This is a genomic window from Mixta hanseatica, from assembly GCF_023517775.1.
Lineage (GTDB): Bacteria > Pseudomonadota > Gammaproteobacteria > Enterobacterales > Enterobacteriaceae > Mixta > Mixta hanseatica.
The window spans coordinates 740,613-764,265 of sequence record NZ_CP082904.1 but is presented as its reverse complement, the minus strand read 5'-3'; the positions used below and the strand labels follow the sequence as shown (position 1 = coordinate 764,265).

At 54.9% G+C, this 23,653-nt stretch carries 22 protein-coding genes; 5 read left to right on the top strand and 17 right to left on the bottom strand.

Annotated elements, in window-relative coordinates; all coding sequences use genetic code 11:
• Nucleotides 1–21: 21 nt before the first annotated feature.
• Nucleotides 22–669 (bottom strand): 2,3-diphosphoglycerate-dependent phosphoglycerate mutase GpmB, encoded by a 648-nt coding sequence (gpmB, locus tag K6958_RS03625; RefSeq protein ID WP_249893385.1) that lies wholly within the window; start codon nucleotides 667–669, stop codon nucleotides 22–24.
• 49 nt (nucleotides 670–718) lie between these two features.
• On the opposite strand from gpmB, the gene yjjX reads away from it, so the two are divergent.
• Nucleotides 719–1,252: an inosine/xanthosine triphosphatase gene (yjjX, locus tag K6958_RS03620; RefSeq protein WP_249893384.1), complete on the top strand. Its 534-nt coding sequence runs from the start codon at nucleotides 719–721 to the stop codon at nucleotides 1,250–1,252.
• Nucleotides 1,253–1,255: 3 nt separating this feature from the next.
• Here the strand turns inward: yjjX and trpR are convergent, their stop codons facing one another.
• Together trpR and sltY are read right to left on the bottom strand one after the other, a co-directional pair.
• The gene (trpR, locus tag K6958_RS03615) at nucleotides 1,256–1,579 is read right to left on the bottom strand and encodes a trp operon repressor (protein WP_249893383.1); all 324 of its coding nucleotides are present in this window, start codon (nucleotides 1,577–1,579) and stop codon (nucleotides 1,256–1,258) included.
• Nucleotides 1,580–1,623: 44 nt separating this feature from the next.
• Nucleotides 1,624–3,555 (bottom strand): murein transglycosylase, encoded by a 1,932-nt coding sequence (sltY, locus tag K6958_RS03610; RefSeq protein ID WP_434085189.1) that lies wholly within the window; start codon nucleotides 3,553–3,555, stop codon nucleotides 1,624–1,626.
• 198 nt (nucleotides 3,556–3,753) lie between these two features.
• Here sltY and deoR point away from each other — a divergent pair, with 198 nt between their 5' ends.
• Both deoR and ettA read left to right on the top strand, forming a co-directional pair.
• On the top strand, nucleotides 3,754–4,518 hold the full coding sequence (deoR, locus tag K6958_RS03605) for a DNA-binding transcriptional repressor DeoR (RefSeq protein ID WP_249893382.1): 765 nt from the start codon (nucleotides 3,754–3,756) through the stop codon (nucleotides 4,516–4,518).
• A 135-nt stretch (nucleotides 4,519–4,653) separates the two neighbouring features.
• Entirely contained in the window at nucleotides 4,654–6,321 is a 1,668-nt protein-coding gene (ettA, locus tag K6958_RS03600; protein ID WP_249893381.1) for an energy-dependent translational throttle protein EttA, read from the top strand.
• 32 nt (nucleotides 6,322–6,353) lie between these two features.
• Here the strand turns inward: ettA and K6958_RS03595 are convergent, their stop codons facing one another.
• The gene (locus K6958_RS03595) at nucleotides 6,354–7,250 is read right to left on the bottom strand and encodes a LysR family transcriptional regulator (RefSeq protein WP_249893380.1); all 897 of its coding nucleotides are present in this window, start codon (nucleotides 7,248–7,250) and stop codon (nucleotides 6,354–6,356) included.
• A 95-nt stretch (nucleotides 7,251–7,345) separates the two neighbouring features.
• Here K6958_RS03595 and K6958_RS03590 point away from each other — a divergent pair, with 95 nt between their 5' ends.
• The gene (locus K6958_RS03590) at nucleotides 7,346–8,347 is read left to right on the top strand and encodes a zinc-binding alcohol dehydrogenase family protein (RefSeq protein WP_249893379.1); all 1,002 of its coding nucleotides are present in this window, start codon (nucleotides 7,346–7,348) and stop codon (nucleotides 8,345–8,347) included.
• Between the two features lie 299 nt (nucleotides 8,348–8,646).
• On the opposite strand, the gene K6958_RS03585 is transcribed toward K6958_RS03590, so the two are convergent.
• The 4 genes from K6958_RS03585 to serB form a co-directional block, all read right to left on the bottom strand.
• Nucleotides 8,647–9,555 (bottom strand): LysR family transcriptional regulator, encoded by a 909-nt coding sequence (locus K6958_RS03585; protein WP_249893378.1) that lies wholly within the window; start codon nucleotides 9,553–9,555, stop codon nucleotides 8,647–8,649.
• Between the two features lie 605 nt (nucleotides 9,556–10,160).
• Entirely contained in the window at nucleotides 10,161–11,393 is a 1,233-nt protein-coding gene (gene nadR, locus K6958_RS03580) for a multifunctional transcriptional regulator/nicotinamide-nucleotide adenylyltransferase/ribosylnicotinamide kinase NadR (protein ID WP_249893377.1), read from the bottom strand.
• Nucleotides 11,394–11,457: 64 nt separating this feature from the next.
• A complete protein-coding gene (radA, locus tag K6958_RS03575; RefSeq protein WP_249893376.1) occupies nucleotides 11,458–12,840 on the bottom strand; it encodes a DNA repair protein RadA in 1,383 nt (460 codons plus the stop codon).
• 13 nt (nucleotides 12,841–12,853) lie between these two features.
• The gene (gene serB / locus K6958_RS03570) at nucleotides 12,854–13,831 is read right to left on the bottom strand and encodes a phosphoserine phosphatase (RefSeq protein WP_249893375.1); all 978 of its coding nucleotides are present in this window, start codon (nucleotides 13,829–13,831) and stop codon (nucleotides 12,854–12,856) included.
• A gap of 180 nt (nucleotides 13,832–14,011) precedes the next feature.
• Here serB and K6958_RS03565 point away from each other — a divergent pair, with 180 nt between their 5' ends.
• Nucleotides 14,012–14,677 (top strand): YtjB family periplasmic protein, encoded by a 666-nt coding sequence (locus K6958_RS03565; RefSeq protein WP_249893374.1) that lies wholly within the window; start codon nucleotides 14,012–14,014, stop codon nucleotides 14,675–14,677.
• A 108-nt stretch (nucleotides 14,678–14,785) separates the two neighbouring features.
• On the opposite strand, the gene deoD is transcribed toward K6958_RS03565, so the two are convergent.
• The 9 genes from deoD to prfC all read right to left on the bottom strand — a co-directional run bounded on the left by deoD (nucleotide 14,786) and on the right by prfC (nucleotide 23,508).
• Complete coding sequence (gene deoD / locus K6958_RS03560) at nucleotides 14,786–15,505, bottom strand: purine-nucleoside phosphorylase (RefSeq protein WP_249893373.1); 720 nt, start codon at nucleotides 15,503–15,505, stop codon at nucleotides 14,786–14,788.
• Between the two features lie 64 nt (nucleotides 15,506–15,569).
• A complete protein-coding gene (deoB, locus tag K6958_RS03555) occupies nucleotides 15,570–16,793 on the bottom strand; it encodes a phosphopentomutase (RefSeq protein WP_249893372.1) in 1,224 nt (407 codons plus the stop codon).
• Between the two features lie 117 nt (nucleotides 16,794–16,910).
• Nucleotides 16,911–18,233 (bottom strand): thymidine phosphorylase, encoded by a 1,323-nt coding sequence (gene deoA, locus K6958_RS03550; RefSeq protein ID WP_249893371.1) that lies wholly within the window; start codon nucleotides 18,231–18,233, stop codon nucleotides 16,911–16,913.
• Nucleotides 18,234–18,342: 109 nt separating this feature from the next.
• Nucleotides 18,343–19,122 (bottom strand): deoxyribose-phosphate aldolase, encoded by a 780-nt coding sequence (gene deoC, locus K6958_RS03545; protein ID WP_249893370.1) that lies wholly within the window; start codon nucleotides 19,120–19,122, stop codon nucleotides 18,343–18,345.
• A gap of 346 nt (nucleotides 19,123–19,468) precedes the next feature.
• Complete coding sequence (locus tag K6958_RS03540) at nucleotides 19,469–20,242, bottom strand: TatD family hydrolase (protein WP_249893369.1); 774 nt, start codon at nucleotides 20,240–20,242, stop codon at nucleotides 19,469–19,471.
• A 239-nt stretch (nucleotides 20,243–20,481) separates the two neighbouring features.
• A complete protein-coding gene (locus K6958_RS03535) occupies nucleotides 20,482–20,667 on the bottom strand; it encodes a CsbD family protein (protein WP_249893368.1) in 186 nt (61 codons plus the stop codon).
• 47 nt (nucleotides 20,668–20,714) lie between these two features.
• On the bottom strand, nucleotides 20,715–20,876 hold the full coding sequence (locus K6958_RS03530; RefSeq protein ID WP_003856556.1) for a DUF1328 domain-containing protein: 162 nt from the start codon (nucleotides 20,874–20,876) through the stop codon (nucleotides 20,715–20,717).
• Nucleotides 20,877–21,009: 133 nt separating this feature from the next.
• Complete coding sequence (gene osmY / locus K6958_RS03525; RefSeq protein ID WP_249893367.1) at nucleotides 21,010–21,624, bottom strand: molecular chaperone OsmY; 615 nt, start codon at nucleotides 21,622–21,624, stop codon at nucleotides 21,010–21,012.
• A 294-nt stretch (nucleotides 21,625–21,918) separates the two neighbouring features.
• Nucleotides 21,919–23,508, bottom strand: coding sequence for a peptide chain release factor 3 (gene prfC, locus K6958_RS03520; protein ID WP_249893366.1), 1,590 nt, complete (start codon nucleotides 23,506–23,508; stop codon nucleotides 21,919–21,921).
• Nucleotides 23,509–23,653 lie beyond the last annotated feature (145 nt).

Below are 23,653 nucleotides of genomic sequence, written 5' to 3'. Positions count from 1 at the left end.
CCGCACTGCGGGCCCGTCTGTTTAGCGCTGTAGCTCATCCAGCGCAGGCAGATCAAGATGCGAAATATCGCCTGCGGTTTCCACAACCCAGCCGGTGGCCAGCCAGGCGCTTTGCTGATGATCGACGCGAGAAAGCGAACAGTTACGCAGCCGCAAGCGCCGCTCCGCATGAGCAGGCAACCCGAGTAGCGTGCCAATCAGCACTCCCAGCGCCATTCCGTGACTGACCAATAGCGGGCGGCTTCCCGCGGGCAGATCAAGACAGGCATTTAACGCCTGATGCATCCGCGCCGCCAGTTCCGCCATGCTTTCGCCTTCGGGTATACGACCATTTTCCGTGCCGTTGACTAACGTACGCCGCCAGCCCTCTTCTTCCTCGCTTAGCGTATCGATCGGACGCTGCTCCAGCACGCCCATATTCAACTCGCGTAAGCGCGGCTCCAGCGTAACGCTACAGCCGCAGGCGTCGGCGATAATTTCCGCCGTACGCCGCGTGCGTCCTAAGTCGCTGCTGATAACGTGCGTAATGCCCAGCGATTTTACCCGCTCACCAACCTGCCGAGCCTGCTGCTCTCCTTTTTCAGTCAGTGCGCTATCCGACTGTCCCTGAATGCGCCTGGCCGCGTTCCAAACCGTTTCCCCGTGGCGAACAAGATAGACCTGTAACATGCTTTTTCCGTTATACTGCGTCAAAATTGCGTAGAAGGTTCAGGTAATTATGTACCATGTTGTCGCTGCTACCACCAATCCGGCCAAAATTAGTGCCATCTCTCAGGCCTTTCATGATGTCTTCGGCGCAGGATCCTGCCACATTGAGGGCGTTGCGGTCGACAGCGGCGTCGCCGCTCAACCGCTAACAAATGCAGAAACGCGAACTGGCGCACGTCAGCGGGTGATGAATGCACGTCAGGTCAGACCGGAAGCGGACTTTTGGGTCGCGATTGAAGCGGGCATTGAAGGCAACGACGCTTTTGCCTGGATGGTGGTGGAAAATCATCAGCTGCGCGGCGAATCCCGCTCGGCCAGTTTCACTTTGCCGGCGCCCATCATGGCGGGCATCCATGCCGGGCACGAATTGGGCGAAGAGATGACGCGCCTGACCGGCATCGAAAACATCAAGCATAAAGGCGGCGCGATTGGCGTGTTTACCCAGGGGTTGCTGACGCGTAGCAGCGTCTACTATCAGGCGTTAGTTCTGGCGCTGTGCCCTTTCCATAATGCTATCTATCAGCAGCCTACCTCAACGCAATAACCGCTATTTTTCGATCGACAGCTGCGCGTCCAGCCACGCTTTCAACGCGGGCGGCGCGGCGCGCAGGCTGTTAGAACCGCGCGTAATGGTGGCGATGCCGACGCCGAGATCGTTTTTCAATTCCCGCTGGCTCATCTCGCCACGCAGCAGCTCCTCAATGATGCGCAGACGCGTACCAAAGGCCTCGCGTTCGTCAGGGGTCATCATCAGTTGCAGCAGCGGCAGCTGTAACCCTTGCCGGAACGCCTCTTCCAGCAGGCTAACGAAACGTAGCCAGTTTTCATCCTGCGCATCTTCAGTTATCGGGATCGGGGAATGTGGACTCATGAAATTCTTCCGTACTCATTGGCGAGTACGGAAGAGTAGCATATTCAGTAGCGCCGCTGCCACTCGCTGTCAGACAGGATATTATCCGGCTTACCGAGGAAATAACGATAATAAGCGTCATAAGCCAGCACGTTTTTCACATAGCCGCGTGTTTCTGAAAAAGGAATGGTTTCAATAAACGCGACCGCATCCAACTGGCCGTTACTGATGCGCTGCCAGGTACGCACCCTTCCCGGCCCGGCGTTGTAGGCGGCGGAAGAGAAGATGCGGTTCTGGTCAAACTGCTGATAAACATATTCCAGATACTGGGTGCCGATCTGAATATTGGTTTGCGGATCCAGCAGTTGGCTGCTGTTAACGTAGCCCGGGATGCTGTACATCTTCACCGTATGGCTGGCGGTGGCGGGCATGACCTGCATTAAACCCGCAGCGCCGACCGGCGAACGCGCTTTAGGATTCCAGGCGCTTTCCTGCCGGGCAATCGCCATGGCGTAGCCTGGCGGTATAGCTTTATCGCGCGTGGATTGGGCGAATTGTTCCTGCCACGCCAGCGGGAAACGCTCGGTGAGATTATTCCACAGCTTACCGGTTATCGTCGCCTGCACGCTCAGATCCCACCAGCCGTGATTCAGCGCGTAGCGCGCCAGCATTTGCTGTTGCGAAGCGGTTTTGCTGGCGACCAGCCGGCTCCACTCCGTGCGCGCAAGGTTATCCATTCCCCAGTACATCAGCTCACGCACGCGGGCGATTTCCGGCCCGTTATCGATGCTGCTGTCCGGGCGCGGCGCTTCATCCACCCGCAACGGATATTTCTCACCCAAACGCTGGGCGGCCACCATCGGATAGAAGCCGCGCTCCTGCATTAACTTACGCAGGATCTCTTGTGCTTCCTCTTTGCGTCCGCGCTCCAGCAGCAGATCGGCCTGCCAGTACTGCCACTCATCTTTCTGTTTCGCGTCAGGATCGAGCCGCGCAATCCAGGTATTTAATCCGCGGCGATCGTTATTGCTTAAGGCCAGACGGATACGCCGTTCAAGCAGCGCGGTCGAGGCGCTATTCATCACAACGCTATCACGCCAGCGCGCCTGCTCGCTGGTCACATCCCTGCTCATCAGCTGCCAGGCGACAGCTTCCTTCATCTCCTGGATTTCCTGCTCGCTCATCTGCTGTAAGCGTGCCAGCCCGGGGATCATTGCGCGCGCGTTTTCCACATCGGCACGCGCCAGTCGAGCCAGCGCCAATGAGGTCGCCTGTCGGGTAAAATTGGTTGGCCCCACACCGCGGGCGAAGGCTTCCACCGTGGCGGGATCGTTTTGCAGCGCGACGATGGCATCCGCCATGGTTTGATAGTTAGCGGGCAGCTGTTTCGCCAGGAAATTAACCAGGCTGGTATTGCCCGCCACCATCGCCAGACGGATACGCTCCAGCGTGGTAATCGGCGTTTGTTCGCCCGCCGCCTGCCAGACAGAAAAGAGCCTGTCACAGCCGCTCGGTAATGAGCTGCCGCGTAGCCAGATTGACTTGGCGCCTTCCCAGGCGACCTGCTGCTGTCCGGTGGCCCATTTGGCGTAATACCAGTTACAGCGGGCGGCGACAGGCTGCGGCTCCTGCGGACTAAACGCCAACAGACCACGCCAGTCTTCGCGCCGCGCCAGCTCGTTAACAAAGCGTGACGACAGCGTGCGCACCGGCGGCAAAGTAGGATAACGTTGAATAAAGGCGTTAACCGCCAGACCGGTTTCCTGATTAAGATGCTGCGACAGCTGGCGATATTCCAGATAAGGATAAAGCGGATAATCTTTCAGCGTGGGCATCAGCTGTGCCACCACGTCCATCTGATTATTATCCCATGCCTGTTTAATTTGCTGGTAGCGGCTGCGCTGTTCATCCAGCGAATCAGCCAGTACGCCGCCGCTAACGGCAAGCAGACAGAAACCAGCCAACCAGTAACGCCCTCTCTCCTTCCTGTGAGTCACCACACGCTCTCCTCTTACTGTTATGCGATCCGGCCCTATGGCCTGGCTCTCTTCATGCTAACCAGGCGGTTGGCGTCGTGCCACGTTCTTCACAAAATTTACTTTCTGGTCGCCGATCACAGTCGCCGCCCGGCGACGGCTGACGCTCCACTTTTTTAGCGTTAACATAAGGGAAACAGGCAAACAGGGAACGCGATAATGGAAACCCGGCGCGACGAGCGCATCAATAAACTGGCGCAGGCGATCAAGCGCATCGATAAAATTCATTTGAAAGAGGCGGCGCGGCTGTTGGGCGTTTCAGAGATGACCATTCGCCGCGATCTTAATGAGCAGTCTTCGTGTCTGGTGTTGCTCGGCGGCTATATCGTGAACGATCCCAAAAGCGCGCACGGGCACTATTTTGTTTCCGATCAGCAGGCGCATAACGTAAATAAAAAACGTCAGCTGGCGCAGCTGGCGGCCAGCCTGATTAATCCCAACGATACGGTATTCTTCGACTGCGGCACCACTATGCCGTGGGTGATCGATGCAATTGATGAAGGCTTGCCTTTTACCGCCGTCTGCTGCGCAATCAATACCTTCCTGGCGCTTAAAGAAAAAAGCGCCTGTCGCGTTATCCTCAGCGGCGGCGAATTTCATCCTGATAATGCGGTGTTTTCTCCGCACGGCAACGTCTCTCTTCTTGATGAAATCTGCCCTACGCTGGCCTTTATTTCCGCCGCAGGTATCGACTCGCAGCAGGGCGCCACCTGCTACAACTTCAATGAGCTGCCGATGAAGCAGCGCGCGATGGCGCGGGCGCAGCGTAAGGTTTTGCTGGCGGACAGCAGCAAATTTAATAAGGTTCTGCCCGCGCGCATCGGCGCGCTGGATCGGTTTGACCTGCTGATCAGCGACAGCGCGCCGCCGGAGGCGCTGGCGCAGCACCTGCAACAGCAGGCGGTGACACTGCTGCTGCCCTGAAAAGATCTTACTGCCCGGCCAACGCACAATCGCCTGGATGATGGCTGTGATTAAGCAGGGAAAAACGCTAAACTTGCAGTTCTGAGCGGGCGATGTGCCCCGATTACCACACAGACCATAAGAGGCTCATTTCACGTGGCTCAATTCGTCTACAGCATGCATCGCGTCGGAAAAGTTGTTCCGCCGAAGCGTCATATTCTTAAGAACATCTCTCTGAGCTTTTTCCCGGGCGCAAAAATCGGCGTGCTGGGTTTAAACGGCGCGGGTAAATCTACGCTGCTGCGCATCATGGCGGGCATCGATAAAGATATCGAAGGCGAGGCGCGTCCGCAGCCTGGCATTAAAATCGGCTATCTGCCGCAGGAGCCGCAGCTTAACCCGGAACATACCGTACGTGAATCGGTAGAAGAAGCGGTAGCTGAAGTGGTTGGCGCGCTGAAGCGTCTTGACGAGGTGTACGCGCTGTATGCCGAACCGGAAGCTGATTTTGACAAGCTGGCCGCTGAACAGGGCAAGCTGGAAGAGATCATTCAGGCGCACGACGGTCATAACCTGAACGTGCAGCTGGAGCGCGCCGCTGATGCGCTGCGTTTGCCGGACTGGGAAGCGAAAATCGCCAATCTCTCCGGTGGTGAGCGTCGCCGCGTCGCGCTGTGCCGTCTGCTGCTGGAAAAACCGGACATGCTGCTGCTGGACGAACCGACCAACCACCTGGATGCCGAATCCGTCGCCTGGCTGGAGCGCTTCCTGCACGATTTTGAAGGTACCGTTGTGGCGATCACCCACGACCGTTACTTCCTTGATAACGTTGCCGGCTGGATTCTGGAGCTGGACCGTGGCGAAGGCATCCCGTGGGAAGGCAACTACTCTTCCTGGCTGGAGCAGAAAGATCAGCGTCTGGCGCAGGAAGCCTCTCAGGAAGCGGCGCGCCGTAAATCTATTGAGAAAGAGCTGGAGTGGGTGCGTCAGGGCGCGAAAGGCCGTCAGTCGAAGGGCAAAGCGCGTCTGGCACGCTTTGAAGAGCTGAACAGCACTGAATACCAGAAACGTAACGAAACCAATGAACTCTTTATTCCACCGGGTCCGCGCCTGGGCGATAAAGTGGTGGAAGTGAGCAACCTGCGTAAATCTTACGGCGACCGACTGCTGATTGACGATCTCACTTTCTCGGTGCCGAAAGGCGCGATTGTCGGGATTATCGGCCCGAACGGCGCGGGTAAATCCACGCTGTTTCGTATGATGTCCGGCCAGGAGCAGCCGGACAGCGGCAGCATTACGCTGGGCGATACTGTGAAGCTGGCGTCGGTCGATCAGTTCCGTGACAGCATGGATAATGCCAAAACCGTCTGGGAAGAAGTTTCCGGCGGGCTGGATATCATGAAGATCGGCAATACCGAAATGCCAAGCCGTGCCTATGTTGGCCGCTTTAACTTCAAGGGCGTCGATCAGGGCAAACGCGTTGGCGAGCTTTCTGGCGGCGAGCGTGGTCGTCTGCATCTGGCGAAGCTGCTGCAGGTTGGCGGCAACATGCTGCTGCTCGATGAACCGACCAACGACCTGGATATCGAAACCCTGCGCGCGTTGGAAAACGCCCTGCTGGAATTCCCGGGCTGCGCGATGGTGATCTCGCATGACCGTTGGTTCCTTGACCGAATCGCCACCCATATCCTCGACTATCAGGGCGAAGGTAAGGTGGAATTCTTTGAAGGCAACTTTACCGAATACGAAGAGTACAAGAAGCGTACCCTCGGCGCGGAAGCGCTGGAGCCAAAACGCATCAAGTACAAGCGTATGGCGAAGTAAAAGCGAAAGCGGCCTGCGGGCCGCTTTTTTTATCAGCGATAAAACTCACGAAACACCGCGCTTTGCTGGGCGAATTCGATAAAGCGCGCCAGCGCCGGAGAATTCAGCTTGCGACCCGGCCAGACCAGCCACAGCTCATTCCCTTCCGTTTCCCATTCCGGCAGCACCTGCACCAGCTCGCCCCTGGCGATCGCGGTTTCCGTCATAAAACGCGGCAGCAGCGTAATGCCCGCATCGCTGCAGGCGCATTCACGCGCATAGAGCAGATTGTCCGTTAAATGCATCGAAGGCAGCAGCCAGCGATAATGCTCTTCACCGCGACGCAGCAGCCACTCCGCCCATGCGCGATGGGCAATGCAGCGATGCGTTGCCAACTGTTGCGGGTGGGTAATCGCCGGATTGTTATCCAGATAGTTCGCTGAGGCAACCAGCAGCCGCGGGCACAGGCCGACGCGTCGGCCGATTAATGATGAATCCTGCGGCTTGCCGGTGCGCAACGCCACGTCGAATCCCTCCTGCACCAGATCGCGCATATCATCAGAGACCGATACCTCCAGCGTCACGTCCGGATAGCGTTGCTGAAACTCGGCGTTGCAGCGTGCCAGCAGCGTCGCACCGATACCGGCCGGACTGGTGATGCGCAAGCGCCCGCTGGGATTATCGCGCAGACGCTCAATGGCCAGATCCGCCCGCTCGCTGGCCTGCATCATCTCCTGACAATGGATAAGATAACGCTCGCCAGCAAAAGTCAGATTGAGCTGGCGCGTAGTGCGATTAAGCAGACGCAAACCTATCGCCTGCTCCAGCTGGCTGATGCGCTGACTGACGCTCGATTTTGGCAGGCCGGCGCGCTGAGCGGCGGCGGTAAAACTGCCGCTTTCCGCAACCAGCGCAAATAACGCCATATCCTGTAAGCGTTTTAACGCCATTGTTCACCTGTAACGAACACTGTATGAGTTATTGTCCATCTTATCACCTTGCGCTCAGCCCACTACACTTACTCCACTCACTAAGGAGGAAACAGATGAATATGCGTGCTATTGCCGTAAACCCAGAAAACCCGCAGCAGTTTATTGAGATCCAGCCGGAAAAACCGACGCCGGGCGAATACGATCTGCTGGTCGAAGTAAAAGCCGTATCGATTAATCCGGTCGATACTAAAGTCCATAAAGGCGTACAGCAAAGCGGTCTGCAACAGCCACGCATTCTGGGTTGGGATGCCAGCGCAGTAGTGATCGAGGCAGGCAGCAAGGTCACGCAGTTTACGCCAGGGGATGAAGTTTACTACGCGGGCGATATTACACGTCCGGGCAGCAACAGCACTTACCAGCTGGTAGATACGCGCATTGTCGGCCGTAAACCGCGCTCTCTTGACTGGGGCGCGGCGGCAGCGATCCCGCTAACAGCGTTAACCGCGTGGGAAGGTCTGTTCGAGCGTCTGCGTATTCAGGAAGCGACAGAAGAACAAACGCTGCTGATTATCGGCGGCGCCGGCGGCGTGGGATCGCTGGCGATTCCTTTTACCAAATTGCACAGCAAAGTGCGCGTGATTGCGACCGCCTCACGCCCGGACTCGGTGCAATGGTGTCAGGATCGCGGAGCGGATGTGGTAATCAACTATAAAAATATGCCGGAGGAGCTGGCACAGCACGGCATCAACCAGGTGGATTACATTTTCTGCCTTAACGATACCGATGGCCACTGGGAAACCATTGGCAAGCTGATTGCGCCGCAGGGCCAAATCTGCACTATCGTAGAGAATGCGCATCCGCTGGATATGGAGCAGTTAAAGCTGAAAAGCGCCGCGCTGCACTGGGAGTTTATGTTTACCCGCAGCATGTACCAAACGCCGGATATGGCGCGCCAGGGAGAGATCCTTAACCAGGTGGCCGAGCTGCTGGATAACGGCAAGGTAAACTCCACGCTGAACGAAACCTTACATGGCTTAAGCGTAGAAACCTTAACCCAGGCGCATGCGCGCGTGCTGGAAGGCCATATGCGAGGCAAAGTGGTGATTGTTTACTAATAACTGTCTGCGTAATAAAAACGCCCCGCAATCGGGGCGTTTTCCGGCCTTGAAGCACCGCTATTCTTAAACGACACCACTAATTGCTTTCCTTACCTTATTTATTCCCTGTTCCCACTTGCCATACTTATATCGCAATATTTACTCTTTAAATAACGTTAACGGTTAATCTTTTAATGACGATGAGTTAAAAAACAACGATCTACCCGGGTTATCCGTGGACTACAAATAATTTTCGATAAAAATAAATAGGCCATTGCTGTGTGCTATTTTTTATTACCCGCAGGCGGCCGTTTACGTTAGAAATCCAATAAATCTTTCGAAATATCGCGCAGCCATTTATGAGAAGTGCAATTATGGTAGCGCGGATGCCAGGCTTGAATAATGCGCACTTTTGGCAGCACGAAATCTGGCTTAAAGAAATCGACTTCAATATTCATACGCTGTAAGACATCAACAACATACATCGGAACAATGCCAAGACTACCGGTCTGAATAATGTTTTCAATTATGGGCAGATAACCTGCGCTGATACCATGAATTTTACGTTTATAGCCACGTTCGCGGTACAGACTCTCCATCTCTTCCTTAAGCCTGTTTTTAGGCACGATAAGGATAAACTCTTTGAGGCTTTTCAGCGACTTCTCCATCAGGAAAACCGGGTGGTCACGAGTAGCGATGAATACGCAATCGCTGTGGCCGATGGTGCGTATTTTCACCTCCGGACTGAGACTTTTGTCCTCACCGATATAGAGATCGATATCTTCGCTACGTAACACGCAGGAGGCCGCATTATCATAGTTAAAATTGAAGATATGGTTGCTGTTCTCCTGGATGCTTTTCTTCATCAGCTTATAGCTGAGCTTGGACATCAGGATATCGTTGGTGACGATGTTAAAGGAACGCGGCAGCTCTTTGCCGTTCAGCTCAATATTTTGATGCAGTACGTGTTGGATATTATCCAGCAGCTCCCTGAGTTGGGGTTTAAGACGCACGGCCAGCGGCGTGAGTTCCAGGCTCATCCCGGAACGCACCAGCAGCTGGTCCTGAAAGGTATCTCTGATCTTATTTAACGATTTACTGATGGCGGGCGGCGTAACATTTAGTTTATCCGCCGTTTTGCTTACGCTTTTTTCGTTAAGCAAAGTATCCAGGATGGGCAGCAGGTTTAGATCCATTCTTACCAGATGATTAATGTCTTTATGCATATTTTACACTCCCTTGATTTTTCCCGGCTATCGCCGCGCCACAATATAAACATCGCGGGACAATTCTGCCTTGAAAGTAATGTACATGATGCCGTTTCGCATAAAATGACCGAATAAAAGCCGTGAAACCAGAACGTTATTAACAACTCCCATTAAAGTAAGAAAAATAAATACACTGTTACAAGTCAGATAAGATAGATATATAGTTAACAATACATTTACCGCCACTTCATGTAAGGAAAAGAAAAATTAATATATACGCTCAACCTTAGTTAATGAAACCCAGACAATATATAAGCCATGTCTCAAGTTCACCTCGCCATGTCGCCTCCTGGTTTTAGGTTAGTCAATGACGTAATTAAAACCCGTGCAATCTCGTATAAAAATAACCATTCCAAAACAATGAGTTGAAAAAAAATAGGCTAAAAGAATTATATTAAAGTTACCGAATCACGGCATCTTTTAAAACAACCATTAAATTAATATCCCGAGCTCGACCCGCCGGTTAAATAATTAAGCTGATTCACTTAAGGGGTAATAGCAATGAGAACAATCCGAATAAAAAAGGCTGATAGCATTATATATCCATCAGCCGACGGGCCTTTTTACTTTCCGTTTTCCAGCATATTTCTTACCAGTTCAACACAGCGTAAAAACCGTTGATCGTAGCTATCTTCTGTAACATGCTCATATTTTATTTGGTTTTCATTTAACATGCTTATTAACAAATCTTGAAACTCGCGTCGATCGACAGAGCTACCCAGGCTGCGCAGGCCATCGGCGACCCAGGGGACATTGTTTTCCAGTAGAATCACTAAGTCGAAACGGTACTCATCAATTAACGCCTGAACGAACGGATGCTCCCGCCCTTCATACTTTTTACAAAAGGCTTGGGTAGTGACAAAATCCGTATCAATAAAGGCGACCTTATTGGCATACTTCACCGCAAAATCTATATATTGCGCCTGTCCCAGGGCGATTTTGTCATAATCGGAATACTGCAACGCCATCTCATCGCCGCCCAGATGAGAGAAAACGTAATCCCGCCCATACTCCCAGGCGCTGGAGGTATTAAAAATATTAGCCAGCTTATTCACCAATACCGATTTACCGCTTGATTCGCCGCCGAGGATCGCTACGGTACGCACAAAGAACGGCTTCACTTCGGTGGGAATATATTCCCAGTAACGAAACGGATTCTGACGGATTTGCGCTCCGCTGATATTCATAAAAGAGCGCTGCGGATCGATAACAATCGTCTCAATCCCCAGATGTTCCCGATACTGCGGCGCATCCAGCTCTTCGCTGGTATAGACGCAGCCCGGCTCGATCCCCTTTTCCGCCATGAAGGCGGTAATGCCCTGGCTCCAGACATCCCAGCCGTGCGGATAAGGTTCCATGCCTTCTTCGTTAAAAGCGTGTATGCGGATATTTTTTTGATACTTAAAGGTCTGTAATAGCCAGCGCAGGCGATCGCTGATGGTGGGCTGCTGCGACATGGCGCTGTTTTCAAACAGCTGACGATCGCGCGGCTCATCGTGGCCCATAATGATATGCAGCTCATCCACCTGACTACAGGCGCGCTGAATCAGATAAATATGACCGGTATGCAGAGGATAGAACTTGCCGAATACCACACCGACGGTTTTCTCACGGCGGGGAAAGTCCAGCCCGAGGAAGCGATGCAGCGCCTCCAGTTTTTGCGCGCTGGGGCTTTTAATTTTGGCATTGAGCAGCTGGCTCAGGTAGCCTTTCGTCATTCCGCTGGCGTCCGCGACCTGCTGTAGCGTATGTCCCTGCTGGCGAATGGCGGTTTTCAGATATTCAAATGATGACATAATGCCTCCTGCAAAAAGGGGTGGGCACTGGCCCACCCCAACGACAGGTTAACCTGCGCTAAAATTATAACTCATCCAGAATCGCCAGCGCGTCAGCCAGCTTTTTCACCGGGTAAACCTTCATATTTTCCGGCGTTTTTTTCGGCGCGTTGGCCGCTGGAACAATCGCGCGCCGGAAGCCATGCTTGGCCGCTTCGGAAATCCGTTCCTGACCGCTTGGCACCGGGCGAATCTCGCCCGCCAGCCCGACCTCGCCGAAAATCACCAGATCGTTAGGCAATGGGCGATCGCGCAGGCTGGAGACCATCGCCAGCATTAAGGCCAGATCGGCGCTGGTTTCGGTGACCTTTACTCCGCCGACGACGTTCACAAACACATCCTGGTCCGCCATCTGCAATCCGCCGTGGCGATGCAGCACCGCCAGCAAAATCGCCAGACGGTTCTGTTCCAGCCCCACCGCAACGCGGCGTGGATTAGACATCATCGAATGGTCCACCAGCGCCTGGATCTCTACCAGTAGCGGCCGCGTGCCTTCCCACACCACCATCACCGAACTCCCGGCGGTAATTTCATCGCCGCGCGACAGGAAAATCGCCGAAGGATTGCTGACTTCGCGCATCCCCTGCTCGGTCATGGCGAATACGCCCAGCTCGTTCACCGCGCCGAAGCGGTTTTTATGGCTGCGCAGCGTGCGGAAACGGGAATCGGCATCGCCATCCAGCAACACCGAACAGTCGATGCAGTGCTCCAGCACTTTCGGCCCGGCCAGCGAGCCATCTTTGGTCACGTGGCCGACCATCACAATCGCGACGCCGCGCGTTTTGGCAAAGCGCGTTAGATAAGCGGCGGTTTCACGCACCTGCGCCACGCTCCCCGGCGAAGACTGAATATCCGCCATATGCATCACCTGGATGGAGTCGATCACCATCAGCTTCGGCTGTTCCTGTTCGGCGATCATACAGATTTGCTCGATGCTGGTTTCCGATAGCATGTTCAGGTTATCGGTCGGCAAGCCCAGACGATGCGCGCGCATCGCCACCTGCTGCAATGACTCTTCGCCGGTGACATACAGCGTTTTCATATCCGCTGCCAGTTTGCACAGCGTTTGTAGCAGCAGCGTACTTTTCCCGGCGCCGGGATTGCCACCGATCAAAATGGCGCTGCCGGGAACCACACCGCCGCCCAGCACACGGTCAAACTCTTTAAAGCCGGTTGAGAAGCGCGGCAACGCCTCCAGGCTGATTTCTGACAGCTTCTGGACGCGACTGGCGCCGGCGGTACCGGCGTAGCCAGCCAGGCGCTCATTGCGCGCCACCGTCGGCGAGGCCGCCAGCCGCACTTCTGTAATGGTATTCCAGGCGTGACAGGCGCTACATTGCCCCTGCCAACGCGGATAGTCTGCGCCACATTCGTTGCAGACAAAGGCACGTTTTACCGCTTTGGCCAACTCAATTCCTCAATTATCGCGTCTCGTGATGCAGGCTGCCGCTGAGGATGCAAAATACGCCCATCAGGTCGGCATGCCGAATCGTCACTTCAGTTTGTTCATTCACTTTCGGCTTAGCGTGATAGGCGATACCTAACCCGGAAGCCTTAATCATCAGCAGATCGTTGGCGCCATCGCCAATTGCTACCGTTTGCTCAGCCGGTATATCGAAGCGCTGCGCCAGTTTCGCCAGCGTATCCGCTTTATATTGCGCATCCACCACCGGCCCGATGACTTCGCCGGTAAATTTACCGTCACGGATTTCCAGCTCGTTGGCGGCAATGGCGGCCAGATGCAGCCGGTCGCGCAGATATTCAGCAAAGTAAGTAAAGCCGCCGGAGGCGATGGCGACCTGCCAGCCCAACGCCTGCAGCTTCTGCACCAGGGTGCTTAAGCCCGGCATCAACGGTAGCGTATCGCGCACCTGCTTCAGGATATTGGCATCGGCGCCTTTCAGCGTCGCGACGCGCTGGCGCAGGCTGGCGGTAAAATCCAGCTCGCCGCGCATGGCGCGTTCGGTCACTTCCGCCACCTGCTCGCCGCATCCCGCCAGACGCGCGATCTCGTCAATGCATTCAATCTGGATCGCGGTGGAATCCATATCCATCACCAGCAGGCCCGGCGCTTTCAGATAGGGAATTTTACCCAGCGGCGCCACATCCAGACCCAGTTCGTGCGCCAGACGCGTCGCGCGCGGCGTCAGCGAGCCCGCCAGGCGGATCACCTGATAATCATCCACGCTCCAGGCGCTGACAATTACCATCGCTGCGCCCAGCTGATGCTGATAGGCCGTCAGCGAAGCTTTATTCAGCTGATGCCCGTACAGCAGCCAGCCGGTACGCCCGGCGCGATAATCCAGCGGCATCACTTCGTCACCGCTCAGTGAAAGAGGCAAGCCCGGCCAGAGAGAAACATCGGAAGGCAGGTCGCACCAGGTCAAACGATTAGGCATTACAGCTCCTGTCGGAAAGATGATCGGCTGCCGCCATCAAAGGACGTTCTGTTTGACATCCGTGCCGGGCCACAGCCTGTAGAGAAAACCTCGCAAGAGGCTACCCTGTCAGCCGCGCTTCTGGCAACATAAAGTCGCAAAAACAGACGACCGTTTGTTGATTACGTTTTAAGGTTGCCCATGGCTAAATCCAGGCTCAAATTTCGTCTGCACCGCACGGTGATCGTGCTGATCTGTCTGACGCTGCTGGTGGTACTGATGCAGGGCGCGTCCTGGTTCAGTCTGGGCCACCAGATGGCGCGCTCCGAACAGGTAGAAGACCTGGCGCGCACGCTGACGCGTCAGGTGGCGTTTACCCTCACCCCGCTGATGGACAGTCAGGACGATAACCGCACGCAAATTGCTGCTATTCTCAAACAGATGACGGTAAACAGCCGCATCCTCGACGCCTCAGTGTATGACAGCGAAGGTTCGCTGGTGGCGCGCAGCGGTGAAAGCATCAGCGTACGCGATCGTCTGGCGCTGGATGGCAAGCGCGCGGGCAGCTATTTTAATCATCAGCTGGTGCAGCCGCTGGAAAACAGCGACGGCCCGCAGGGTTTTTTACGCGTCACGTTGGATACCCATGTGCTGGTGACCGAAGCGAAGCAGGTGGATAACACCACCAATATCCTGCGCCTGATGATGCTACTGGCGCTGGCCATCGGGATTATCCTGACCCGTACACTGCTGCGCGATCGCCGCACCCGCTGGCAACAGTCCCCTTTCTTGCTCACCGCCAGCACGCCGGTTAAAGAGGATGACGACGAGCCGGAAGAGACCGCAGCGGAAGCGAAAAAAAGCTGATGCGCCAGTTAGCCAGCGGTTGGCGAGGCGCGAAAGACACCGTCAGATAACCGGCGCAGGCGGGCTGAAGGGAATAACCGGACGAGGCGGCCTCGTCCGGTAAAGGCGTTAGGCTTTGTCGCCCAGCAGCACCGATTCCAGCGCGATTTTCACCATATCACTGAAAGTGGTCTGACGTTCTGCCGCCGTGGTTTGCTCATGCGTACGGATATGGTCAGAAACGGTACAGATGGTTAACGCTTTTGCGCCGAACTCTGCCGCCACGCCATAGATGCCCGCCGCTTCCATTTCCACGCCGAGAATGCCATATTTTTCCATCACGTCGAACATTTGCGGGTCCGGCGTATAGAACAGATCGGCAGAGAAAATATTGCCCACACGCGCGTCGATGCCCAGCGCCTTCGCCGCGTCTGCCGCATTACGCACCATGTCAAAGTCAGCAATCGCCGCAAAATCGTGATCCTTGAAGCGCATACGGTTCACTTTAGAATCGGTGCAGGCGCCCATGCCGATCACCACGTCACGCAGTTTTACGTCGGCACGTACTGCGCCGCAGGAACCCACGCGGATGATTTTTTTCACGCCGAATTCGGTGATCAGCTCTTTTGTGTAGATGGAGCAGGATGGAATCCCCATGCCGTGGCCCATCACGGAAATGCGGCGACCTTTATAGGTGCCGGTATAACCCAGCATGCCGCGCACGTTATTCACTTCCACCGCGTCTTCCAGGAAGGTTTCTGCGATATGTTTAGCGCGCAGCGGATCGCCCGGCATTAATACCACGTCCGCGAAATCACCCATCTCAGCATTAATATGAGGCGTAGCCATAGTCGTTATTCCTTGAAAAAATGAAATACGCCAGCAAAAGCTGGCGTTAAATTAAAGCCGCGTATTACAGCATGCTTTTGCCATATTCCATATCGGAAAGGCCGAAGTATTTCGCTACCGTCTGCCCGATATCGGCAAAGGTATCGCGCCCACCAAGAAAGCCCGGTTTCACGCCTGGACCGTAGATCATCACCGGGATATGTTCACGGGTATGATCGGTGCCGTGCCAGGTTGGATCGCAGCCGTGATCGGCGGTGAGGATCAGGATATCGCCCTCTTTCACCAACGCCATCAGCTCCGGCAGGCGGCGGTCAAACAGCTCCAGGCCGCCAGCATAGCCAGCCACGTCGCGACGATGGCCCCAGGCGGAGTCAAAGTCGACAAAGTTAGTGAAGACGATGGCGTTATCCGGCGCCTGCGCCATCTCTTTCACAGTGGCATCGAACAGCGCGTCGAGGCCGGTCGCTTTTACCTTTTTGGTAATACCGACGTGCGCGTAAATATCGGCGATTTTACCCACCGAAATTACCTCGCCCTGTTTCTCGTCCACCAGCTTTTTCAGGATGGTTGGCGACGGCGGTTCAACGGCCAGATCGTGACGGTTGCCGGTACGCTCGAAGTTGCCGGCCTTATCGCCGACGAACGGACGCGCAATCACGCGGCCAATATTGTACTCGCCCTTATCCAGCTCTTCACGGGCGATTTCACACAGATCGTACAGGCGCTGCAGGCCGAAGGTCTCTTCATGACAGGCGATCTGGAAAACCGAGTCGGCGGAGGTATAGAAAATCGGCTTGCCGGTTTTCATATGCTCTTCGCCCAGCTTATCGAGGATCACCGTGCCGGAAGAGTGGCAGTTGCCGAGATAGCCCGGCAGCCCGGCGCGCTCCACCAGTTTGTCCAGTAACGCCTGCGGGAAGCTGTTTTCGGTGTCGCTGAAATAACCCCAGTCAAACAGTACCGGCACGCCGGCGATTTCCCAGTGACCTGACGGCGTATCTTTACCGGAAGAGAGCTCCTGGGCGTAAGCGTAAGCGCCAATGATCTCCGCCTGCGGATCCAGGCCCGGCGGGAAGGTGCCGGTAGAGGCTTCTGCCGCTTTCCCCAGCCCTAATGCCGTCAGGTTTGGCAGATGCAGCGGCCCCTTGCGTCCTTTATCCGCCTCGCCGTTAAAGCAGGCCTGCGCGATATGACCCAGCGTGTCTGAGCCTTTATCACCATATTTTTCAGCGTCTTTACTGGCACCGATCCCGAAGGAGTCCAGCACCATGATAAATGCACGTTTCATGTCACTCTCCTGCGCTTACGCGCGATGAGAAAAATAAAAAAGCGATCAGAACAGTATGACGTCTATCCCGGTCATACTTCAAGCCGCAGGCGCTCAGGTTGCGCTCGCTGTTCAGGGCTACTGGCTGATTCTGCGATAGATAACCGGCGTGGCGGCCGGTTGGTTATCGCTAAGCTTAATTGCCGCTTTTACCGCCTGCGCCGCTTCCTGCCAGCTGGCTTCGCTGGCGGCATGGATCACCGCCAGCGGACGTTGCGCATCCACATAGTCGCCCAGCTGTACCATTTCATTAAGACCCACGCTGTAATCGATGCTGTCGCTGGCGCGACGACGACCGCCGCCCAATGCCACCACCGCCATACCCAGAGCGCGCGTATCCATTTCGTTGACGATGCCGGGCGCATCGGCGTAAACCGCTTTGCTGAGCATCGGGGCCGGCAGGTAGCTGTCCATTTTTTCAATAAAGTCAGCCGGGCCTTTTTGCGCCGCGACCATGCGTGCGAACACCTCGGCGGCGCTGCCGTTATCCAGCACTTTTTGCAGCTGCTGGCGGGCTGAGGCATCGTTCTGCGCCAGGCCGCCGGAAATTAGCATTTCGCTGCATAGCGCCATCGTCACTTCCAACAGTCGCGGATTACGGTAGCTGCCGGTGAGGAACTGCACCGCTTCGCGCACTTCCAGCGCGTTGCCAGCGCTGGAAGCCAGCACCTGATTCATATCAGTCAGCAGCGCGGTGGTTTTACAGCCGGCGCCGTTGGCTACGCCCACGATCGCCTGCGCCAGCTGCTCTGACAATTCAAAGGTTGGCATAAAGGCGCCGGATCCTACCTTTACGTCCATTACCAGCGCATCCAGCCCTTCGGCCAACTTTTTCGCCAGAATCGAGGCAGTGATCAGCGGAATTGAATCGACCGTGGCGGTAATGTCGCGCGTGGCATAGAAACGCTTATCCGCCGGTGCCAGCGAATTAGTTTGGCCGATAATCGCGACGCCGGTCTGCTTAATGATCTCCCTGAAGCGACTGTCGCTGGGGAAAATATCAAAGCCCGGGATCGCCTCCAGCTTATCCAGCGTGCCGCCGGTATGACCCAAGCCGCGCCCGGAGATCATCGGCACATAGCCGCCGCAGGCCGCGACCATCGGCCCCAGCATCAGTGAGGTAACATCGCCCACGCCGCCGGTAGAGTGCTTATCCACCACCGGACCGTTTAAATCTAATGACTTCCACGACAGCACCGCGCCGGAATCACGCATCGCCATGGTCAGCGCCACCCGTTCCGGCAGCGTCATATCATGGAAAAAAATCGTCATCGCCAGCGCGGCGATTTGTCCTTCAGATACGCTGTTATCACGCACGCCGTTAATAAAGAAGCGGATCTCTTCTTCACTCAGCGCGTGGCCATCACGTTTTTTTCGAATAATTTCTTGTGGTAGAAACAAGGCAACCCCCTGTTTAACGGATCAATAAATCAGGCCTGGTGTCCCGATCCAACGGTGCGGAAGTGTTATTTTTAGCGGACGCCGGGCGTCCGCCAGGATGAAAGGAAAATTAGTAGCTGCTGGTGCTGCGCGCGCTGTCATAACCGGCCGCATTCAGCAGGCTTGCCAGCAGGCTGGAGGCGCCGAAGCGGAAATGACGCGCATCCGCCCAGTCGCTGCCCAGAATACTATCGGCCAGCTGCAGATAGAGCGCCGCGTCTTCCGCGGTACGCACGCCGCCGGCAGGCTTAAAGCCAACGCGATCTTTCACGCCTTTATCACGAATCACTTCCATCATGATTTTCGCTACCTCTGGCGTGGCGTTGACCGGCACTTTACCGGTTGAGGTTTTGATAAAGTCCGCGCCGGCGTCGATTGCGATTTCAGAAGCCTGACGAATCAACGCTTCTTCTTTCAGTTCGCCGGTTTCAATGATCACCTTCAGCAGCACATTGGCCGCCGCGCAGGCTTCTTTACACGCTTTAACCAGCTTAAAACCGGTTTCGGTATCGCCAGCCATCAGGGTACGGTATGGAAACACCACATCCACTTCATCTGCGCCGTAGGCAATGGCCGCACGGGTTTCCGCCAGCGCAATATCAATATCATCGTTACCGTGCGGGAAATTGGTCACGGTCGCGATACGAATATCGGGCGTGCCCTGTTCGCGCAGCGTTTTACGGGCGATGGGAATAAAACGGGGATAGATGCAGATAGCGGCGGTGTTGCCTGCCGGGGATTTCGCCTGCTGACACAGCGCGATCACTTTCGCATCGGTGTCATTATCATTAAGCGTGGTTAAATCCATCAGTTTTAGCGCACGCAGCGCGGCAGCGGTTACATCAGTCATAATGCTCTCCAGAAAGATTCAGTGAGCTTCCGCCAGTGGAAGACTCAACACGAGGTCTTGGTTCCTTGAAGAGGGTTGAGATCCATCTCACCTTGCCAGCGATGCTGATTCGCTTTGATGTTACGATCTTAACACCACGGGCAAACTCTTTGTTGTGCGTAAGCTCACATTTAATTAAGAAACGCTATCATCAAGTTTACATTTGATGTGACGTTCATCGCATTAAAAGCGCCACAGCCGCAGCCGGATCCGCTTTATAGCCACTATCATAACGCAGAAGGGCAAATGTGAGAATTATCACATTTGCCCTTTACCTGTTCTTAAGATCCCGCCTGCGCCAGTGCGTTTAACCCAGCCGAAACAGCCGTTCACTGTTGGCGGCCAGCGCTGCGGCGATCGCTTCCGGCGTTTCCGAACGCAGCTCGCACAGCGTTTGCCATACCTTAACTACCTGCTCCGGCCGATTGGGCTGGCCCTGAAAGCCGTTCAGTGGCATATCAGGCGCATCGGTTTCCAGCAGCAGCGCGTCAAGAGGAAGCTGGGCGATGGTATTACGCGTTTTGCTGGCGCGAGGATAAGTAATAGTGCCGCCGACGCCGATAGCATAACCGGCAGCAATAAACGCCTGCGCCTGCTGCAGGCTGCCGGCAAAACCATGCACCACGCCGCGACGCGGCACCTCAATACGTCGCAGATGCTGCGCCAGCTTGTCATGAGTGCGGCGTGAATGCAGGATCACCGGCAGATCGTATTGCCGCGCCAGCCGCAGCTGCGCATCCAGAAAATATTGCTGCCGATCAAACTGAGGATCCTCCATATAGAGATCCAGCCCGATCTCGCCGATCGCCACCAGCTTCGCGGGCCGCTGCATCAGATGCTGCTCCAGCAGTTCCAGTGCCGCATCGTTGTGCTGATAAATAACAATGGGATGCAACCCCAGCGCGGCATACAGCGGCATATGTTGTTGGGCCAGCTGTAGCACGGCAGCAAAGCGCATGGCATCTACCGACGGCACGATAATTTTTTCCACGCCTGCCTGCACGGCGCGCGCTACGCTCTCCCTCTCGTTGCCGCTAAACGGAGGAAAATCAAAATGACAGTGGGTATCGATAAATCTCACGCCCGCGCTCCTTAATAAAACATCGCTTTATTCTGCGTTATTTTATGCATTGCTGCACCAAAGGCGGCCTGATGCTTTCTTGCATTGTAAAATGATTGGCTAACACAGCGGTATTGAGTGGTGAGGGAGCAGCATCAGGAAATGTAAGTCTGGTCGTGCAGAAAAGAGAGAATGAAAAAGTGAGGGAGACGATAAGCTGGCGCAGCGCTACAGAGTAAAGCGGGCCAGCTTATAACAGATTAGGGTAAGCGTTTTTCGCCGGTGGCATCATGCTGCTCACGGCCATAATCTTCCTGCAAAATACCGGAGAGCCAGTCATTGTTTCCTGACATCCAGGCGTCGTCGTTATCAAACCACTCCGCCCACATTAGCGCCATCTGGCCTTTCCATTGTTTCCATTTGCCTGCAACGATGTCGCTGTTCATGACTGGCCTCCGCTAAATTCACTGAATCTGTCTGTTTAGCTGGTTACCTAGGGTCGACGACGACCGGTAAACAGGCTGACGAGGAACAGAATAATACCTACCACGAAGACAATCTTAGCTGCCCATGCGGCTGTACCAGCCAGACCGCCGAAGCCTAATGCCGCCGCGATCAATGCGATTACCAGAAAGATAATACCCCAACGAAACATAAGCCTCTCCTTTACCATAGTGAAAATCGAACTGCTTAGCTCAGCGAATTCATGGAAAGTCACCCATGAACTTTATTTTTTTAACGGGTTTACTGTGCGGCACGGCAGCCAGGCTGACCGTGCCACTAAAACATTAAGGTTTAACCGTCAGGTCATTCTTAACGCTTTTCACGCCTTCAATAGCTTTGGCGATACTTTCCGCACGTTCTGACTGTGCTTCTTTTTCTACCGTACCGGAAAGCTGGACCACGCCATTAGTGGTTTCAACTTTGACATTACGGGACGGTACAATGTCATCCGCTAATAGCTTAGCTTTGATTTCGCTGGTTGTAGCGGCATCGCCCGCATAACCGCTAACTGACTGTTTTTCGCTGTCTTTAACGTGTAGTTTGTCGCTGACGGATTTTACGCCCTCAACTTTCTTCACCAGCGCCACGGCTTTTTCAGCCTGATCCTGCGAAGAAACGAAGCCGCTCAGGGTAACCACACCCTTCTGCGTTTCTACTGAGATATCCGTACTTTTAATCGTTTCGTCATCCACCAGGGCAGCTTTCGCTTTGGCGGTGATGGCGCTGTCATCCATAAAACCATCGACTTTTTTCATAGAACTATCGATTTTGGACCCTGCACTATCCGCAGTATTCTGCGTTTTCTGCGACATGGATTCATCTGCCAGGGCAGAACCGCTTAGCAGCGCAGAACCCACCATCACAGCCATCAGAGTCTTAGTAATCTTAGTCTTGTTCATCGATATTTTCCTTCTTATCCGTTATTCCACTTACAACCGTAAGCGTAGCGGCAACAAACCACGGTGCCGCTTAAATGGATGCCGGGAGACTTTCGCCGCCACTTTCTGCATCCGACAAACTAAGCATAGACAAGGATCGCCATTCGTCCCGCTTTTCTGGTTAAAAAACAGGTAAGAAGACGTTTTTAAGGTTTTTTTAAGAGGAGTCTGTAGCGAGGAAAGGACAATTTGCTCTGGTACTAATAAGGCATCGCGATGGCGCGTAAGGCCGTCGCGATGCCTGAACGAAGCGGATTAATGTTCGCGCGTTTTGCGGAACACCACTTCTGGATAACGCTCTTGCGTTAGATTAAGGTTAACCATGGTTGGCGCGATGTAAGTCAGATTGTCGCCGCCGTCCAGCGCCAGGTTAATTTCATTCTTACGCTGGAACTCGTCGAATTTCTTCACATCGTCGTATTCAACCCAGCGCGCGGTAGAGACGTTAACCGATTCGTAAATCGCTTCCACGTTGTACTCGCTTTTCAGGCGCGCCACGACCACGTCAAACTGCAGCACCCCTACGGCGCCAACGATCAGATCGTTATTGGAGATCGGACGGAACACCTGAACCGCACCCTCTTCCGATAGCTGCACCAGCCCTTTCAACAGCTGTTTCTGCTTTAGCGGATCGCGCAGACGAATACGACGGAACAGCTCCGGCGCGAAGTTCGGAATACCGGTGAACTTCATATTTTCGCCCTGGGTGAAGGTATCGCCAATCTGAATGGTGCCGTGGTTATGCAGGCCGATGATGTCGCCAGGGAAGGCTTCTTCAACGTGCGCCCGGTCGCCCGCCATAAAGGTCAGCGCATCAGAAATCACCACATCTTTGCCGGTACGCACCTGACGCAGCTTCATACCCTTTTCATACTTACCGGAGACCACACGCATAAAGGCGACGCGGTCGCGGTGTTTCGGGTCCATGTTGGCCTGAATTTTAAACACGAAGCCGGAGAATTTCTCTTCGCTGGCTTCAACGCTACGCGTATCGCTCTGACGCGGCATCGGCGCCGGCGCCCAGGAAACCAGGCCATCCAGCATATGATCAACGCCGAAGTTGCCCAGCGCGGTGCCGAAGAAGACCGGCGTCAGTTCGCCCTGCAGGAAAGCCTCCTGCTCAAATTCGTGCGAAGCGCCCTGCACCAGCTCCAGCTCGTCACGCAGCTGCGCCGCAAGATCCTCGCCCACCGCGCTGTCCAGCTCGGGATTATTCAGGCCTTTCACCACGCGCACGTCCTGAATAGTATGGCCTTTACCGGTCTGATACAGATAGGTCTCATCGTTATAGAGATGATAAACGCCTTTGAACAGCTTACCGCAGCCGATCGGCCAGGTGATTGGCGCGCAGGCGATCTTCAGCTCGTTCTCGACCTCATCCAGCAGCTCCATCGGATCGCGGATATCGCGGTCCAGCTTGTTCATAAAGGTTAGGATCGGCGTATCGCGCAGACGGGTCACTTCCATCAGTTTACGGGTACGATCCTCAACGCCTTTCGCGGCGTCGATCACCATCAGACAGCAGTCAACGGCAGTCAGGGTACGATAGGTATCTTCAGAGAAGTCTTCGTGCCCTGGGGTATCCAGCAGGTTGACCAGGCTATCGCGGTAAGGGAACTGCATCACCGAGGTGGTGATAGAGATCCCGCGCTGTTTCTCCATTTCCATCCAGTCCGATTTAGCGTGCTGGTTCGAGCCGCGGCCTTTTACCGTACCGGCCGTCTGGATCGCCTGTCCGAACAGCAGAACTTTTTCGGTAATGGTGGTTTTACCGGCATCAGGGTGAGAGATGATAGCGAAGGTACGACGACGCGACACTTCTTGCAAAAATGGGGTATTAGACATCGGAGTTCTTCTGTTGATGCCGTGACGCGGCGTTATGGCAGGCGTCACAGCCGTTAATTCATGAGAGCCTGCGACATTGCCAGGCCCGGAACCAGGAACCTTGCAGCGCACCTGAAACCTACGTGACGTAAGCCGGGTAAATGCT